The 17,120-nt window shown below is 51.4% G+C and carries 9 protein-coding genes; 7 read left to right on the top strand and 2 right to left on the bottom strand.

From position 1 onward, the window contains the following. Positions 1-20: 20 nt before the first annotated feature. The 6 genes from KB559_RS02920 to KB559_RS02895 all read left to right on the top strand — a co-directional run bounded on the left by KB559_RS02920 (position 21) and on the right by KB559_RS02895 (position 14,590). On the top strand, positions 21-2,003 hold the full coding sequence (locus KB559_RS02920) for a glycoside hydrolase family 127 protein (protein WP_211020073.1): 1,983 nt from the start codon (positions 21-23) through the stop codon (positions 2,001-2,003). A 201-nt stretch (positions 2,004-2,204) separates the two neighbouring features. After that, a complete protein-coding gene (locus KB559_RS02915) occupies positions 2,205-7,919 on the top strand; it encodes a WIAG-tail domain (RefSeq protein WP_211020072.1) in 5,715 nt (1,904 codons plus the stop codon). 357 nt (positions 7,920-8,276) lie between these two features. Then, complete coding sequence (locus tag KB559_RS02910) at positions 8,277-10,484, top strand: FMN-binding protein (RefSeq protein WP_247681506.1); 2,208 nt, start codon at positions 8,277-8,279, stop codon at positions 10,482-10,484. A 147-nt stretch (positions 10,485-10,631) separates the two neighbouring features. Next, positions 10,632-13,094 carry a transglutaminase domain-containing protein gene (locus tag KB559_RS02905; RefSeq protein WP_211020070.1) on the top strand — a complete coding sequence of 821 codons (2,463 nt, stop codon included), beginning with the start codon at positions 10,632-10,634 and terminating at the stop codon, positions 13,092-13,094. A gap of 80 nt (positions 13,095-13,174) precedes the next feature. Next, the gene (locus KB559_RS02900) at positions 13,175-14,131 is read left to right on the top strand and encodes a 3'-5' exoribonuclease YhaM family protein (protein ID WP_211020069.1); all 957 of its coding nucleotides are present in this window, start codon (positions 13,175-13,177) and stop codon (positions 14,129-14,131) included. Between the two features lie 156 nt (positions 14,132-14,287). After that, entirely contained in the window at positions 14,288-14,590 is a 303-nt protein-coding gene (locus KB559_RS02895; RefSeq protein WP_244861596.1) for a catalase-related domain-containing protein, read from the top strand. A gap of 102 nt (positions 14,591-14,692) precedes the next feature. Here the strand turns inward: KB559_RS02895 and KB559_RS02890 are convergent, their stop codons facing one another. After that, positions 14,693-15,034, bottom strand: a complete 342-nt coding sequence (locus KB559_RS02890) for a cupin domain-containing protein (protein ID WP_211020068.1) — start codon at positions 15,032-15,034, stop codon at positions 14,693-14,695. A gap of 175 nt (positions 15,035-15,209) precedes the next feature. On the opposite strand from KB559_RS02890, the gene KB559_RS02885 reads away from it, so the two are divergent. Next, complete coding sequence (locus tag KB559_RS02885; RefSeq protein ID WP_211020067.1) at positions 15,210-16,160, top strand: radical SAM protein; 951 nt, start codon at positions 15,210-15,212, stop codon at positions 16,158-16,160. A 6-nt stretch (positions 16,161-16,166) separates the two neighbouring features. On the opposite strand, the gene KB559_RS02880 is transcribed toward KB559_RS02885, so the two are convergent. Beyond that, positions 16,167-16,952 (bottom strand): M15 family metallopeptidase, encoded by a 786-nt coding sequence (locus tag KB559_RS02880; RefSeq protein WP_211020066.1) that lies wholly within the window; start codon positions 16,950-16,952, stop codon positions 16,167-16,169. Positions 16,953-17,120: the final 168 nt, after the last annotated feature.

Here is a 17,120-nt window from a genome sequence, read left to right as displayed (position 1 = left end):
AGAAGGAGGGCCTCTGAGTTATGTGCGGAACGGGAGCTGAACAAAGTATTCACTCTGCAAGAGTGCCTTTAAACCAAGTGAAGATTCAAGATGAATTCTGGGATTATTACATTAAACTGGTGCGCGAGGTGGTTGTCCCTTATCAATGGGATGCGCTGAACGACCGGGTGAGCGGTGCGGAACCAAGCGGAGCCGTACGCAACTTTAAAATAGCGGCGGGTCTGGAGCAAGGCGATTTTTACGGTATGGTGTTCCAGGACAGCGATATCGCCAAATGGCTTGAAGCGGTAGCTTACTTGCTAGAATCGCAGCCGGATCCGGCATTGGAGGAAATCGCGGACGGGTTGATCGACATTATCGAACAGGCCCAGCATGAGGACGGCTACCTAAACACGTATTTCACGCTCAAAGAACCCGGTCAAAGATGGACCAACTTGGCGGAATGCCATGAGTTGTATTGTGCGGGACATATGATCGAGGCGGCTGTGGCTTATTACCGGGCTACAGGAAAAAGAAAGCTGCTGGACGTTGTAAGCCGGTTCGCCGATCACATTGATTCCGTGTTCGGAACCGAGCCTGGGAAACTGGCAGGGTATGACGGACACCAGGAAATTGAGCTGGCGTTGGTCAAGCTGTATCAGGTGACCGGAAATGAACGATATTTGCGGCTCAGTCGTTATTTTCTGGATCAACGGGGGCAAAAGCCGAGTTTTTATCAAATTCAGTTGGATGAACGCGGCGGGAAAACCCATTGGCCGTCAGGCAATGAGGCGATCGATCTGGAATACAACCAGTCGCACCTGCCGGTGAGGGAGCAGGAGACGGCGATCGGCCATGCGGTCCGCCTGCTTTATATGCTGACGGGGATGGCGGACGTGGCGGCCGAAACGGGAGATGAATCCTTGCTGGCGGCCTGCCGCAAGCTGTGGGACAACATCGTTTCCCGGCAAATGTACATTACGGGCGGCGTAGGCTCCATGCCGCAGGGAGAAGCCTTCTCCTTCGATTACGATCTGCCGAACGACACGGTGTATGCGGAGACTTGCGCTTCGATCGGTTTGATCTTCTTTGCCCAACGGATGTTGAAGCTCGCTCCCGAGTCGCAATTTGCCGACGTGATGGAAAGAGCACTGTACAACACGGTAGTAGGCGGCATGTCCAGAGACGGCAAGCATTTCTTCTACGTTAATCCACTGGAGGTCGATCCGAAGGCTTGCGGCGGAGCAAACCACAAATACGACCATGTCAAGCCGGTGCGCCAGGAATGGTTCGGCTGCGCATGCTGTCCGCCTAACGTGGCACGGCTACTGGCTTCTTTGGGAGAGTATATCTATACGGTACAAGAGGGCACCATTTATACGCATCTCTATATTGGCGGGGAAGCGGCGCTTGAGCTTGGAGAGAGCAAGGTTACGTTGAAACAGGCTTCGAATTATCCGTGGGATGGCGAGATTAAGCTGGAAGTGTTCCCGGAACAGGCCGGTGAAAAGTTTACTTTGGCCGTACGGATTCCGGGCTGGTGCAAACAGGCATCGCTTCTGCTGAACGGCTCGGCGTATCCGCTGGGCGATAACACGGTAGTGAACGGTTATGCACGAATCGAGCGGGAGTGGCAGTCCGGTGATGTGCTGGAGCTTCGTCTGGAAATGCCGGTACTCCGCATGCACAGCCATCCTTCGGTCCGCGCCAATGCGGGGAAGGTTGCGCTGCAAAGAGGACCGCTCGTCTATTGCCTGGAACAGGCGGATAACGGGCCGGACTTGCACGAGGTCGTGCTGCCGCGGGATGCGGAGCTGAAGGCGGCGAAGGAAGAGGAGCTTCTTGGCGGCGTCGTAGCAATAAGCGCCGAGGGCCTGCGGCTGCGGGATGAAGAATGGAGCGGCGGTTTGTATAGTCCGGAGCCGGCGCTTGGGATGAAGCAGGCAACCCTCAAGTTTATTCCTTATTATGCCTGGGCCAATCGCGGTGAAGGCGAAATGACGGTGTGGGTAAGAGAGCAATAATACAGAAATGCAGGGATCGGTCCGTAGGCTGCGAGAGCAGCGGAGGGCCGGTCTTTTTTTTGAAATAATCAGAATTTCTCCCAGCGAATTTGTGGAATAAGGACAGTATCGCGAAGAAACCCCGTTGCTTTTTTGCGGTGCCTTAGAGAAGCTGTGACAAGGGCCCATTCCGCCGCATATGATGCCAAAGATGATTATCTTGTGGCAAAGGAGAGGACGGCTCTGAAAAAGCGAAACAGAACCACGAAACCGAGCAGACCCAAAAAGACGCTCTATTACGTGGATAATCCGGAAATAAACGAGTTGACCTTGCTGGAAAAAGGAAAGTCCGGGTTTACATCTGACCTGGAAAAGGAGTTAAAGCTCCATCACTCCCTTCCCGTTTTGGAAGTAATCGAGGATGAGTTCCTTGTAGGGGAATTCACGGACAAAACTTTGAAGGAAATTGTGAATGAAGCTGAAGACGAAGTTGAAATTGATGTTACAAACGATGTTACAAGCGATCTTACAAACGATCTTACAAACGATGTTGAAATCGATGCTTTTGATGAACAATTGAGTAAAACCCCCGGGGAGCTTAATCCGTCGCAGCAGAAGCATTTGCAGGAACTGGAATCCATTCTTGAAGAGAAACAGTCTCCTGAATCCAACGGCGGCATAATTTATACGGCCGATCTGACGGACGCTGCCGTTACCGGGGATAAGATCGCACCTTATACGATCGATTCCGGCAAAATAAAGTTGGGGGCCATCGGATCGGCCTGGATCGCCGACCATGCGGTGCTCGGCAGCAAAATCGCAGACGGAGCTATCGTAGCCTCCAAAATAGCTCCCTTGTCCGTTCGGGGCGACCATCTGGTCGACGGAGCCGTGGAGGGTAGGAATGTCCGGGACCGCTCGATCGGCGGGAACAAACTGGAGGATGGCAGCATCACCAGCCATAAGCTGGCGGACGGAATTATTGACGGAAGCAAGCTCGCGGACGGAGCGATCCAGAGTCGTCATTTAAGCGAGTGGATCGTTACTACGGATCTGCTCCAGGATCAAGCCGTAACTTCAGACAAAATCCGGAGCTCGGCGATCCGGTCGATTCACCTGGAAAACGGAGCGGTGGACACGTCGAAATTAGGGGAGTTCTCCGTTACGTCAACTAAAGTCCGGGACGGAGCGATTACAGCGGCCAAACTGCAGGAAGGAGCAGTGGAGAGCAGGCATCTGGCTGAGAATGCCATCACCGTCCGCCACCTGGCTCCGGGGATGATCAGCAATGAACACCTGGCTATGTTAAGTGTTAGTGGCGAACAACTCCGCGATGGAATTATAAATTCCCATCATCTGGAGGACCAGATCATTCAGGCCCGTCACCTCGCCCCCGGCTCGGTGGAATCATTCCATATGAAGCCCGGGAGCATCGGTGAGGAACAGATTGGCAGCGGTGAAATTCATGGAAAGCATCTGGCGAATAAAAGCATCCTGTCCACAAAGCTGTCCGATCAATCCGTGGGCACCTCTAAGGTAGTGGATCAAGCTATTACTTCGTCCAAAATCGCCGATCAGAGTATTTTGCCGAACAAAATCGCCGATGAAGCGGTGCAGACCCGCCATCTTGCCAAATCTGCCGTTCAAGGGCCCCAGCTGGCACTAGAATCCGTAACCTCCTATCATTTGGTCCCAGGCTCGGTGGGGGGAGAACAAATTGCCGCAGAAGCGATTCAAGATCGGCATTTGGCAAGGGGATCCGTATCCAGGGAGAAAATTGCAGGGTCGTCAATTCTGGAGAGCCACATAGCGCCAGGAGCGGTCAGCGAAAGGCAGCTGCAAAACAGCAGTGTAACGAATACCAAAATCGCCGACGGCTCGATCACGGAAAGTAAGCTTGCTCCCGGCTCGGTGACCGGAACTGTCGTAGGTTCGGAGCAAATTTCCTCGAGGCATATCCTGCCGGGATCCGTCTCCCGTGTGCATTTGGCTGAGAACAGCATAGACAGCAGCCTCCTTCAGACAGGTTTGATCCGGGAGGAGCATCTCAGTAACGGTTCTATCTTTTCGTGGCATTTGCAAGACCATGCCGTTACTTCTCTGAAGCTGTCGCCGGAGAGCGTCACTACCGACAAATTAAATGATCTGGCGGTAACCGCACCCAAGCTGGCCGAAGGCAGCATCAGCGGGCCCAAAATTGCGGATGGTTCCCTGGAATCCCGGCATTTTTCTGTCGGCGCGGTCCAGTCCGAAAGTGTAGCCGACAACGCTGTGGAGAACCGGCATCTCGCTCCAGACTCGGTCGGAGCGGAACAAGTGAGGTTCGGCGCGATCCAGGAGCCGCACCTTGCTACCGAAGCTGTCTCGGAACGCTCGCTTCAGAATGAGGCGGTGTCCTCTGATAAATTGGCGGCAGGCTCGGTTCAATCCCGTCATTTGGGTGGGAACAGCGTGGAAGGGGTGCATCTTTCGACCGGGGCGGTGGATTCCCGTCATATATTGGCGGAAACGATAAATAGAGAGCACCTGTCTGACGCCTTGAAAAAGGAAGGATTATTGCCGTTAGATGGAATTGGCGGCGCAGATCTTCAACCGGCTTCGATCCAGCGTGCCCATTTGCAGAAGGGAATCGTAGATGCCGATGTTCTGAAGGAAAAATCAATTGGCTCCGCCCATATTCAGCCGCAAGCCGTACAGAGCCAACATGTAGCCGATTCCGCGATTCGGGGTCAGCATCTGGCAGAAGCGACGTTGGATGCCCGCCATATAGCAGCGGGCAGTGTGAGTGGAAGCCTTATCGGCGATCAGGTCATTGAAAGCCGCCATATTGGGCTGAATGCTGTAACGCTTGAACATTTGTCACCGGAGCTCCAGAAGGACGGGTTGCTGCCGGAAGCAGGAATCGGGGGAGCGGATCTCCAACCCGGCTCAATTCGCCGCCAGCATTTTCAGAAGGGTGTAGTGGACGGCGAAGTGCTGCAAAGCGAATCGGTAGGCGCATTGCATCTTAAACTGCAGTCGGTGCAATGTTATCACCTTACGGATGAAGCGGTTCAAAGCCAGCATTTGGCGGCAGGCAATGTTCAGTCCCGGCATCTGGCCAGCGGCAGCGTTCAAGGAAGCCATATCGCAGAAGATGCGGTACAATCCGGCCATATCGGACAGAACGCGGTAACGTCCCGGCATCTGTCCGCCGACTTACGCCGGAACGGACTGCTGCCGGAAGAGGGAATCGGCGGAGCGGATCTGCAAGCGGAAGCTATCGGCCGCCAGCATTTACAAGCGAAAGCCGTAGATGCCGAGGTACTTGGCGATCAATCCGTGGGAGCCGAACATTTGCAGGCAAATGCGGTATCCAGCCGGCATTTGGCGCCAGGTGCAGTGCTCAGACAGCATATCGGTAAGGGGGAAATTCAGCCGCAACATCTGTCCGCAGGGTCCGTGGAAGGCTCGCATCTCACGGAAGCCGCAGTGCAGTCTCTTCATATCGCTCCGGGTGTCGTAACGACCCAGCACCTATCTTTCGAATTACAGCAAGAAGGACTGCTGCCGAAAGAGGGGATCAGCGGAGCTGATTTGCAAACGGAAGCTATTGGCCGTCAGCATTTACAAGCGGGAGCCGTAGATGCCGAAAAACTGAGTAATCAATCAGTTAGCGCCGAACATTTGCAGGCGAATGCGGTATCCAGCCGGCATTTAACGCCAGGCACCGTGCTCGCACATCATATTGGCAAAGGAGCCATCCAGCCGCAACATCTGTCCGCAGAGGCCGTGGAAGGGTCGCATCTTGCGGAAGCCGCGGTGCAGTCTCTTCATATCGCGCCGAGCGCTGTAACGACCCAGCATCTGTCTTTCAAATTGCAGCGCGAAGGATTGTTGCCGGAAGATGGGATCAGCGGAGCAGATATGCAAGCGCAAGCCATCGGCCGCCAGCATTTACAAGCGGGAGCCGTGGATGCTGTGGTACTGAGCGACGACTCCGTAAGCGCCGGACATTTGCAGGCAAATGCGGTATCCAGCCGGCATTTGGCGGCAGGAGCGGTGCTCGAACAACACATCGGCAAGGGAGCAATTCGGCCGGAACATCTGTCCGCAGAGGCCGTGGAAGCATCACATCTCACGGAAGCCGCAGTGCAGTCTCTTCATATCGCGCCGAGTTCTGTAACGACCCAGCATTTATCTTTCAAGTTGCAGCGCGAAGGATTGCTGCCGGAAGATGGGATCGGCGGAGCGGATTTGCAAGCGGAAGCCATCGGTCGTCAGCATTTACAAGCGGGTGCCGTAGATGCCGAGGTACTGAGCGGAGGCTCGGTGGGAGCCGAACATTTACAGGGAAATGCGGTATCCAGCCAGCATTTAGCGCTAGGCGCGGTGCTCGGGCAGCATATCGATAAAGGAGCAATTCAGCCGGGACATTTGTCCGCAGGGTCTGTGGAAGGCTTGCATCTTGCGGAAGCCGCGGTGCAGTCTCTTCATATCGCGCCGAGTACAGTAGCGACCGAGCATCTGTCTTTTGAATTGCAGCGTACAGGGTTGCTGCCGGAAGAAGGGATCAGCGGAGCGGATCTGCAAGCGCAAGCCATCGGCCGTCAGCATTTACAAGCGGGTGCCGTAGATGCCGAGGTACTGGGCGAAGGCTCGGTGGGGGCCGAACATTTGCAGGGAAATGCGGTATCAAGCCAGCATTTAGCGCTAGGCGCGGTGCTCGGGCAGCATATCGATAAAGGAGCAATTCAGCCGGAACATTTGTCCGCAGAGACCGTGCAAGGGTCGCATCTTGCGGAAGCCGCGGTGCAGTCTCTTCATATTGCTCCGGGTGTCGTAACGACCGAGCATCTATCTGCCGACTTGCAGCGGGAAGGACTGCTGCCGGAAGAAGGGATCGGCGGAGCGAATCTGCAGCCAGGCTCCATCGGCCGGAAACATTTGCAGGCATCTTCCGTGGATGCCAAAGTTTTGGGCAATCAGTCCGTAGGACCGGATCATCTGCAATTGAACGCCGTATATGGTCAGCATTTAACGAAAGGTGCGGTGCTGGAGCATCATATAAGCAACGGAGCGGTTCAGCCTCAGCATTTGGCAAACAGCGTGATCGAGGCAAGGCATCTCGCGGAAGGCGCCGTGGGATCCGGTCAAATCGGATTGGACTCGGTGACTTCGGAGCATTTATCGGCGGATCTGCGGCAAGGCGGATTGCTGCCGGAGGGTGGGATCAGCGGATCCGACCTACGGCCGGAATCGATCGGCACGGGGCATCTGCAGCCGGGAGCCGTGAATTCCGAGGTGCTGAGCTATCGGTCCGTCGGACCGGATCATATACAAATGAATGCCATATCCGGCCAGCACCTGGCGAGCGGAGCGGTACTTGCCTCGCATTTGGGCAGCGGCGTGATTGGGTCGCAGCATTTAAGCGAGGGAGTCGTCGAGGGAGAACATCTTACCGAGGCCGCCGTACAATCGCTCCATATTGAACCGGGCGCGGTGACAGCGTGGCACTTGTCATCCGACTTACAGCGTGACGGATTGCTGCCGGAAGAAGGGATTAGCGGGGATAGCCTGCAGCCGGGCTCCATCGGTGCCGAGCACTTGCAGCCGGGAGCCGTGAATGCTGCAGCGCTGGGTCATCAATCCGTTAAACCGGAACATTTGGCTATTACACCCGTACAAACTTTGACCGATCAGCCGGCGATGCAGCAGTTCGGAATGTGCGCGTTCATGGTGATCAAGAATGAAATGTCCGTGGAAGTTACGGTGATGTTCGAACAGCCATTTTCAAACTCGCAATATGTGCTTGTCGCCATGACCAATCAACCGGCCTATTACGTTACTTTGAAAGAACAGACACCGGAAATGGCGGTGCTCGAAGTAACGAAGATTAAGGAAAGTCATATCAATTATGGCTTTATTACTTGGATAGCGATTGGAAATCTGGAGTAAACGGATTAAAAGATATGAGAATGATCGGATGGGCAAGGCAGCTTCCTTAGAGATAAGGGGCTGCCTTTTGCCTGTGTGAAAGCTTTTAAATCACATGTTTTAACAAGAAAAGTGATTTATGTTGCGCACCTTGTGATTTTAGGTACAGCTATGGACGAGGGATATTCAGTATCATAAATCGAAACCGCTTGGAGGAGCATATTACGATGCTTATTAATGTGAAATAATTCACTCGATTTCAAGTAAGGTGCTCGACAGACGGAGGAAGGCTTGAAAAGGAAGGGGCGAGCCAGTTCGGATTAATTGGCAACACAGAACGGTACATAATTTGAATTATTTAAAAGGAGAGGATTGCGTTTGAAGAAGATAGTTGCTTTAACAGTTTGCGCAACGATGGTGTTGTCTTCGCTGGTCATGACCGTTGACTTGTCTCCGATCAAGATCTCGAACATCGACGTTGTATCCGCCGCCTCGGAAGCCGAGACGGCGCCGGCCAAGGAATCAACCCCTGCCAAGACGACAAAACCGGAAACCAAACCGACAACGAAGAAGGAAACCAAAACTACAACTAAGCCGACCACAACGAAGACGACCACAACCAAGCCGGCTGCCAGCAAAACGACTACTCCGGCGGTAAAGGATGCAGCCAAGACAGAGGCTAAAACCCCCGCGGCTGTAGAAACAGTTAAAAATCCATATCAAGACGGCGTTTATGTAACCTATGGGGATGCCTATTCGAAAGGAACGGAAGGTGCGAAGGTTACGATCAAGGACGGAAAGGTCGCCGATGTGGAGCTTCTGAGAACGAGTCCGAAGCTGATCGACCGGGATGTTCGGATCAATTACAGCGGGCTTTGGCAGGCTTATGAGCCGATGGAGACCAGCTTCCGAGGCAAGACACGGGAACAAGCGGCTGAGGTTGACGTCGTTTCCGGCGCAACGCGTTCCAGCAACGGTTGGAAGCTGGCGGTCGATCGCGCGTTTGCAAGAGCACAGGCAGAGAAGCCTGCGGGCGAGGTTTATTTTGCAGGAGAGCATATGGGTGTTGACCCTGCAGGTAAATATATGGTATTTGCCAAATACGATAAAACAAAACTGCTTGGCGTGAAAGTATACCCTTTAAATGAGAAAGGAGAAGCGGTGGAAGAAGCCGCGATGACTCCCGAACAGGCAAAAACAGTGTACCTTATCGCAAGCGAACTGCTCTATCGCGGAACTAACGCCGTAGCGCCTAAAGGTCTGGAAGCAGACTTTAAAGCTGCGATTCAAGCTTTCTGGGACGCAGAACAAAACGCGAAGATTAACAACGATTCAAAATATGTAGACGGTTTTTATTCCGCTTACGGAGCCGCCCGGGACAAAGGGGTGGAGAGAGCGGACGTGTACATCCGCAACGGCAAGCTGGTTGACGTGAAGCTGTACAGATTGGGCTCCAATCTGATCGACCGCGGAGAAACCGCTTATGCCGAAGTGGTTAAGGCGAATGCGCCTATGGTTGCCAAGCTGCTTGCCAACGGTTCTTACATTGATAATTACAGCGATACCGACGCCATTTCCGGTGCGACGGAAAGCAGCCACAGCTGGAACGAAGCCGTGGAAAGAGCCTTTGAAAAGGCACTTAAAACCCCTGACGGCCACAAGTATTTTGAAGGCACGTTTGCCGGCGTGGATAACCGGTCCCAAGCATTGGTGCTGGCCGATTTCCAAGGCGACAAAGTAACCAAAGTAACGATTCACCTGTTCGATAAAGACGGCAAGCTGATCAAAGAAGAGAACTTGACGGAAGGGCAAAAGACGACGATCGCCACTTTAAGCGAAGGCCTGATCAAGAAGGGAAATAATCTTGCTTTGATCCCAGGCCAAGAGGTAGTGTCCGCCGCAGCCAAAGCGGCATTTGCGGATGCGTTGCAAAATGCTTCCAAGGTTCAGGGCAATTATAAAGATGGCAAGTTCACCGCATACGGCGATGCGTATGATAAGGGAACTAACCGTGCGGACGTTACGCTCCGGAACGGAAACATTGTCGGTATCGACTTGTTCCGTGTGGGCGTCGATCTCCAGGATCGGGGCGCATCGGCGTACGCGGATGTAGTAAGAGCGATTCCGATCCTCGAGAGCAACTATCTCCTCGCCGTTACCCGGGAAAACGCAGCCGAAGTGGATGCCGTATCCGGCGCAACCAGCAGCAGCAAGGCATTCAGTGCAGCGGTGGATCGGGCGTACAAAAAGGCTGAGATTGCCGAATCCTATAAAACGGCGTACGCCAACGGAATCTTTGCCGGTACAAATGCCGACAAATCGGTGTATGTCATGGTTACGGTAGAGAAGAACGTACCGTTTAAAATGGAAGTATTCTATCTGGATGCGAACGGCAAAATCAAAGCTGCCGACAAATTGTCGGCGGATGAGTTGTTCGTGAAGCAGGAATTTGAAACGCCGACGACCGGGGTTATGCATAAATACGCATACCGTCCGGCCGCATTCGGAGATACCGATGCGGTTAAAGCGTTGTCGGGCAAAGTGGTCGATGCCGTCAAAGTGGCATTGGAAGCTGCAGGCAGATAAATCTGTTGTAAAGCAAAACCCCCGGGTGATTAGGCCCGGGGGTTTTAGCATGAACCGTGCAGTATAGATGTTCTAATTATATACAGTATTTCCCTTCCTATGTATAATATCTCTGACAGCGCTAATGATCGGAGGAAGCGGAGCAAAATGATCAATTTGAGAAAAGTGATGCTTATCTTGGCCTTCTGTTTTTCTCTGACCGGTTGTCAGTGGGCCGACCGGATGGCCGAAGATATCGTCACCGATGCTGCCGGGGTGCTCAAGCCTTTTTTTGAAACGGAATATGAACTTGCGCCGGAAGATGGTACAGGAGGACAGGAGCAGCAGAGTGAACAGGAGCAGCAGCGCGAAGAGCGGGCGGAGCAGGCCGTTGCTCCGATTACGGGGAATTTAACGGTAGCGGATTTAAAGTCTCGATACAACGCTTCAATAACAGAGATCCAAGGTCCCGGGGCACTTAGCAAGGTGTCGGCGGATGAAGTCTTTCGTATCCGGTTCGAATCCAAGTTCAGTAAAAATATCCCGCTTGGAGACATCATATCCGTCCATACCGATCCGGCCGCCCAGCCGCAAAGCAAAATAGATTCTCCGGTTAAGCTTGAAGATTATACCTATGGTCCCACTACCATTACCGTTTCTCCACCGTTATTCGGAGTCCTGAGTTCCTCATACACTTACGAGGCAGGAGAAAAGCAATGGGGAAACGCTTCAGCCTATTATATCCGGATCAATTATGACCTGGAATCATCTTCGCCTTTGAAGCTGGATAAGCCGCTAATTATTCCTTTTGAGGTGGATACCGGGGTGCCGGTACCTGAGCTTTCTTATAAAATTGGCAAAGATGGCCGGTTAAAATTAATGTGGAAACCGGTTCCCGGAGCCGAGAGTTACCACATATATAATGTTTTTGGAAACGAGAAGGATGGAAAGGAAAATCTGCCGAATGCCGGACCTGAACAAGGATATGAGGGCAACTACCCCATCCTTATAGGTATGGAATCGAAAACTGAGTTTGATGATTTTGGACAAAACGGGAACGGTGGATTTTTTGCATCGGACAATGAAGAGATTTATTCCCAAAACGGGATCGTGAATGGCGATTATTATGTGACTGCAATTATTGGGGATAAGGAATCCAGCTTCAGCAACCCCGTAAACACGCATGCTCTGTCCGCACAACTGCCCAAGAAGATACAGGATGATGATCTTGAGCGTTTGCTCAGCTTGGAACATGCGGAAGATCTGCCTGCGGCCATTCAGGTCGAGTATATTGACGGTGCTTTGACCAAGCGGGATATCTTGTACGATACATCAAGACTGAGAGCTCCGAGGGAGAAAGATTACGGGACTCGGGTTTATTACAGGATTTCGGGAACAGCTCTTAGAGGCATCTTGTACATCACGGACATTACCGAAAAGAAAATCGGAGAACTGAAAGACAGGCAGGCCAATCTGCCACCGGAGGAATTGGAAGCCTTCCGGAGTTCACCGGTAATCGGGAATTCCCGTGTCCCTGATATCAAGAGCTGGGAGGAACGACATGCCGAAGATAAAAGAAAGGAAGCGGACAAAACAAACGACAAATGGGACCGGCAACGGGTTCCGGATTCGGACATTCTTAACGAAATGGAACTAAACGCGGATTCTGCGCTGGAAGAATACCTTGCTAGGTTCATGATTGACGGGCAGCGTAAAGTTCCGCTTAGAGCTTTCCCTGAGACCGAGGATACGGAATTACTTTACGATACGGTGAATAAAGTGTATTTTCAAAACCCGATGATCATGGGGGTTAAAAACTACAGGTACAGCCCTTTTAGTGAAACTCTTCATATTACTTATCATGACTCTCAGAAAACAATGAAAAACAAGCAATTCAAAACGCTGAAGGCAGCCCGGCAAATTATTGCTTCGACTCTTAAAGCAGGAATGACCGAGGAAGAGAAGCGGCTGGCCCTATACAATTATCTGGACGAAAACGCGGTGTATGATGACGATGCATATGATAATTCCGAATTGCACGACTTCGAATATGTGGATGATGAATTTATCGATGCATATACTGCCTATGGAGTCATGGTGGAGAAGCAAGGGGTCTGTATGAGCTATGCCTATGCATACAAAATGCTTGGAGACCTTGCCGGTATCGACAATATCATCGTCACCGGGACGCTGGACGAAGTTCCCCATGCCTGGAACAAGGTTAAGATCGGGGAAGAGTGGCTGAACGTCGACGCCACGAATGGAGCGACGAATGCCGGAGTGCCTTATTATCTCTACAATGCAAATGACGCGGAGGCCGCCAAGCTGAATTTTCATTTCGATAAGGATTATATGCTGGACAGCGAGCTCTCAAATTTCAAGGGAAAAAGTAACGCGAATGATTATTATGTCGTCCATGGGCTGGAGGTTAAGTCGCTTCAGGAGTTTAAGGCGAAGCTTGTAGAAGGACTTCAGGCAAGAGATGAATGGATATCGCTTCGTCTGGCTACGGATCTCGATGAAGACGAAGTGTTGGACGCCATTTCCGAAGTGTTCTATCAATATGCCCCCGAGCTGGCGGAGGACGCGGAATATTATGAGGTTGGCAATTATGTGGTGGTTTATCCTTAAGCCTTGTTCTCGCTAAATGACATGCCATCCTTCTTTCCCCGTAGTATAATGAAACTATCATTTTAGTGGGGGAATCTAGCGTGACTTTGATTAGACAACTGGTGAATCAAGATGAATTTGTTGGTTTTTATCTGCTTAAGGAGGTAGAGGTCAAACAGACCAATGCCACGCCGCCGAAGGATTATCTCGATATCGTGTTGGCCGACGGAACCGGAGAACTGCCGGCGAAGCTGTGGGATGCCTCCTCGGTCGATAAAGAAGCCTTTTTCCCGATGGGACTTGTGAAGGTGAAGGGGCTTGTTCAAACCTATCGTGACCGATTGCAGGTTAAAATCATGCAAATCCGCCCGGCGAAGCCGGAGGACGGGGTTAAACTGACGGATTTTATCCGCTCCGCTCCGATTTCATCTACGGAACTCATTCATACGATAAAGCAAGTTATTGCCGATATTTCAGATCAGGAAATCAAGGATATTGTTACATTTTGCGTCGGAAAAGTGGAGGAGAAGCTCGAACACGCTCCTGCGGCGAAGATCCATCATCACGCGTACTTCGGCGGTCTTGCCTACCATATGGTAAGGATGCTGGAGCTCGGCGAGTTCATATGCAAGCAACGGCCGTTCCTGAACGAAGACTTATTGAAGGCGGGCATTATTTTGCACGATATCGCCAAACCGGAGGAGATGGTGGCACAGCTCGGCATCGTGTCCGAGTATAGCGTCCAAGGCAAGCTGGTCGGACACATTTCGATGGCGTCCAACTGGATCACCGAAGCCGCCGTACGGCTGGGCATCGGAACGGAGTCGCCGAAGGTGTTGGGACTGCAGCATCTGGTGCTGTCGCATCACAATCTTGGCGAATGGGGCAGCCCGGTTCAGCCGCAGATGGCGGAAGCGGTGGCGCTTCATTTTATCGATGCGATGGACGCCAAGCTGCAAATGGTAGAGGATGCCTTGAATACGACGCCGGATACGGAGGACTGGACTCCTTTCATTCGAGGGTTGGAGAACAAGGCGATTTACCGGTTGAAATTTTAAGTAGCATACGTGCATAGGTTCATTTGCATGAACTTGCGGCAATTCATAGTAAACCCGCTTCCCCGCATGGGGAGGCGGGTTTTTCTCATGGAATGTTATGACGAATAAGGGCCAACCGTAAGCGGAGATCACGAACCGCATTATGATACAAGACTGGTGAGAGAGAAAATTGACCGTACTAACGACTTTGGACAAGCGGGGCAAACCTATCGGTCTTTCGATGATGTAGAACGGGATGAGTTGATTTCCAATCTGGTGAACAACCTGAAAATTTGCAAGCCCGAGATCCAGGAAACCTGGATCAGCCATTTCACGCAGGCAGACCCGGACTACGGCAAGCGGGTAAAAGACGGTTTGGAACGAATCAAGCGGGAAGGAAATTCTCATGTCAGCACGGCGGCCGCGGATGAGGCGTTGAAGAAGTCGGAGGATATGGGCCACGAATCGGATCGTTATTAGGACCGGCGTGCGTAACAGCGGGTAAGGAAACGGCAATGAAGCCATAAATAACGGCGGTATGGGGAAGCTCCCTATACCGCCGTTGTTCGTTCATATTAGCACTTAAATATTTTCGGCATAGCGTGGCTCCGGAATTTTGGTAAGTATGACATATAAGGAAGCGGGAGCCTCGCCATGATTAGCATACGAGAACGCTTCGTCGCCATGGAGATGGATGATGTCCCCTTTAAGAAGTTCGGACGGGACTTCATCCACCGTTACCGTCCCGTTCCCTTCGAGTGCAAGAATGTATACATCCGTTCCGGGATGTTTATGGGTCGGGAGCTCTTGTCCCGGCATGAAGTTTAAAACGAAAACGACGCTCTCCCCTTTTTTAAAAGCGATCCGTTTCGTGAATTTATCCTGTTGAAAATCTTGAAGTGTGCCAAGCGATTGTTTATCCACTGTAATCCCTCCTTGGTTTTATAGTACCCGTGAAAGACGTTCCGAACCTTGATCTAAATCAAGTTTTGCGCAAAAAGAGGATTATCTCATATTTTTATTTTACGGCCGCCATTATAATCGCAATTGTTGACACGCCCCCTCTTTGGGGCGGTAAATAGCCGGAGGGAGTGGAATAATGACATATAAGGCTTTGGAATTGGAGAAGCCGGATACGTATGAGTTGGAGGGACTGGAAGTTGGCGTAACCTCGAACTGCAATTTTCGGTGCGAGTATTGCTGTGCTTATAACCGTAACGACGGAAATAGCATCGATGCGAAACAAATCATTAATCTGCTTGAGGAATTGCCGGGTTTAAAAAGAGTGCGCTTATCCGGCGGAGAGGTAACCCTGAAATACGAAGACTGCGTGGAAGTAGTCGATTACTGCTCGTCGCGGGGAATTCATACGCAATTGAACACCAACGCAAGTCTTCTGAATGAGGGGCGAATTCGGAGATTGGCCGATGCGGGACTAACGAACATTCATATTTCTTTTAATTTCGTAACGGCGGAGCAATTTAGCGATTATTATCGTATTAAACCAAGCGTCTATCATAAAATAGTCAACAATATTAAGCTTTGCACGGCAGCCGGGCTGGATACCGTGCTTGAAACGCTGCTATTCAAAGAAACCGAGGGCCATATGGACGAGATCAGCGACCGTGTATATCAACTCGGAGTACGTACGCACGAAATTCAGAACAGCATCGTTATGAATCATACCGGCTGGAGATCGATTGCCGCGAGGGAAGCCTTAAAGAAAGCGGTAAATGATCTGATTGCCCGGAAGAAAGAGGATATGACGCTTTATTTTACTTGCATGGACCGTTTCATGGACGAGCTTGGATTTGCGGAGCAGCCGGGCGTTTATTTTCCCCATTGCATTGAAGGCAAAAAACAGCTCCATCTGCACGGCAACGGAGACATCCTGATTTCGGAACTGTGTCATCCGGTCATTATCGGGAACATTTACAAAGGGACCTCGCTCAAACACTTATATGAGGAAATGCCCGAACCTTTAAGGGAATTCCTTGACGAACAACCTTGTCCCGCTTATGATGCGCTGTTTCCGCCGCAAAGAAGCTAAAGGTCATTATTCTACATTAAAGTTGAAGTAAGTGGAAGGGTACGGCTCATTTTTCAGCGTATAATGCCACCATTCCTTAGTGTAAGGCTTGAAGCCCTGATTCACCATGGCGGTTTTGAGAATGTACCGGTTCTTGCGCTGTTCTTTGGTAATCAGCTTGGTGCCATGACTGGAAATTTCACCGAGAAAATCAACCCGGCTCCCCATATCGACTTCTTCACCGGTTCTTTTGTAAACGAGCGTCAAATCGACCGTACTGCCCCGGGAATGTCCGGATTTGCTGGATAGATAGCCGAGCTTGAACAGGTTCTTCTTGTCCACATCGGGGTAGAAGGCATCCTTCATCAAGGTGTCGTCGCGATCCTTTGACCAGGAGATGAAGTGGTTTACGGCTTTTTGCGGACGGTAGGCGTCGATGATTTTGAGGCGGTAACCCTGCTTGTCCAGTTCATCGTTCGCTTTCTTTAATGCTTTGGCAGCTTTGGACGACAGGATGGCAAGCGGCGCTTCATAACCTTTGACCGGCCCCCCGATAAAGTTATTATCGCTAAAATACCGGATATCATACTGGGCGTCCGGAATGATCTCGTCCAGATAGACAAAGCCCTTAGGCAGCTTGTTCTGTTTGGTTACGGATTCTTCGATTCCATAGGGATGAACCAATGCTTCGGAAGCGGCCGCGTTAGTGTTTTGGGCGATACCTCCGGCCGTCACAAGCGTCAATATGGAAACGCTGAGGATGGTAAAATGCCGGAGTCGTGAGACGAAACGGTTTGGCGATTCAGGTGTCATGAGCTCACTCCTTTGATATGAAGTTAATCTTCCAGGTAATCTTCTATTCTATGATTATATAACACGGACTCTAATTTAGAGAAAAGGCTTTCCCGAATTTATCTCATTCGGGTAAGCCTTTTCATTTGAAAATGCAATAAATACCTTACAGCTTGGCTCTTGACTAGT

Origin of the sequence: Paenibacillus sp. Marseille-P2973 (assembly GCF_018101095.1) — a bacterium.
GTDB classification, from domain to species: Bacteria; Bacillota; Bacilli; order Paenibacillales; family Paenibacillaceae; genus Fontibacillus; species Fontibacillus vini.
This window is presented reverse-complemented; position numbering and strand designations above follow the sequence as displayed.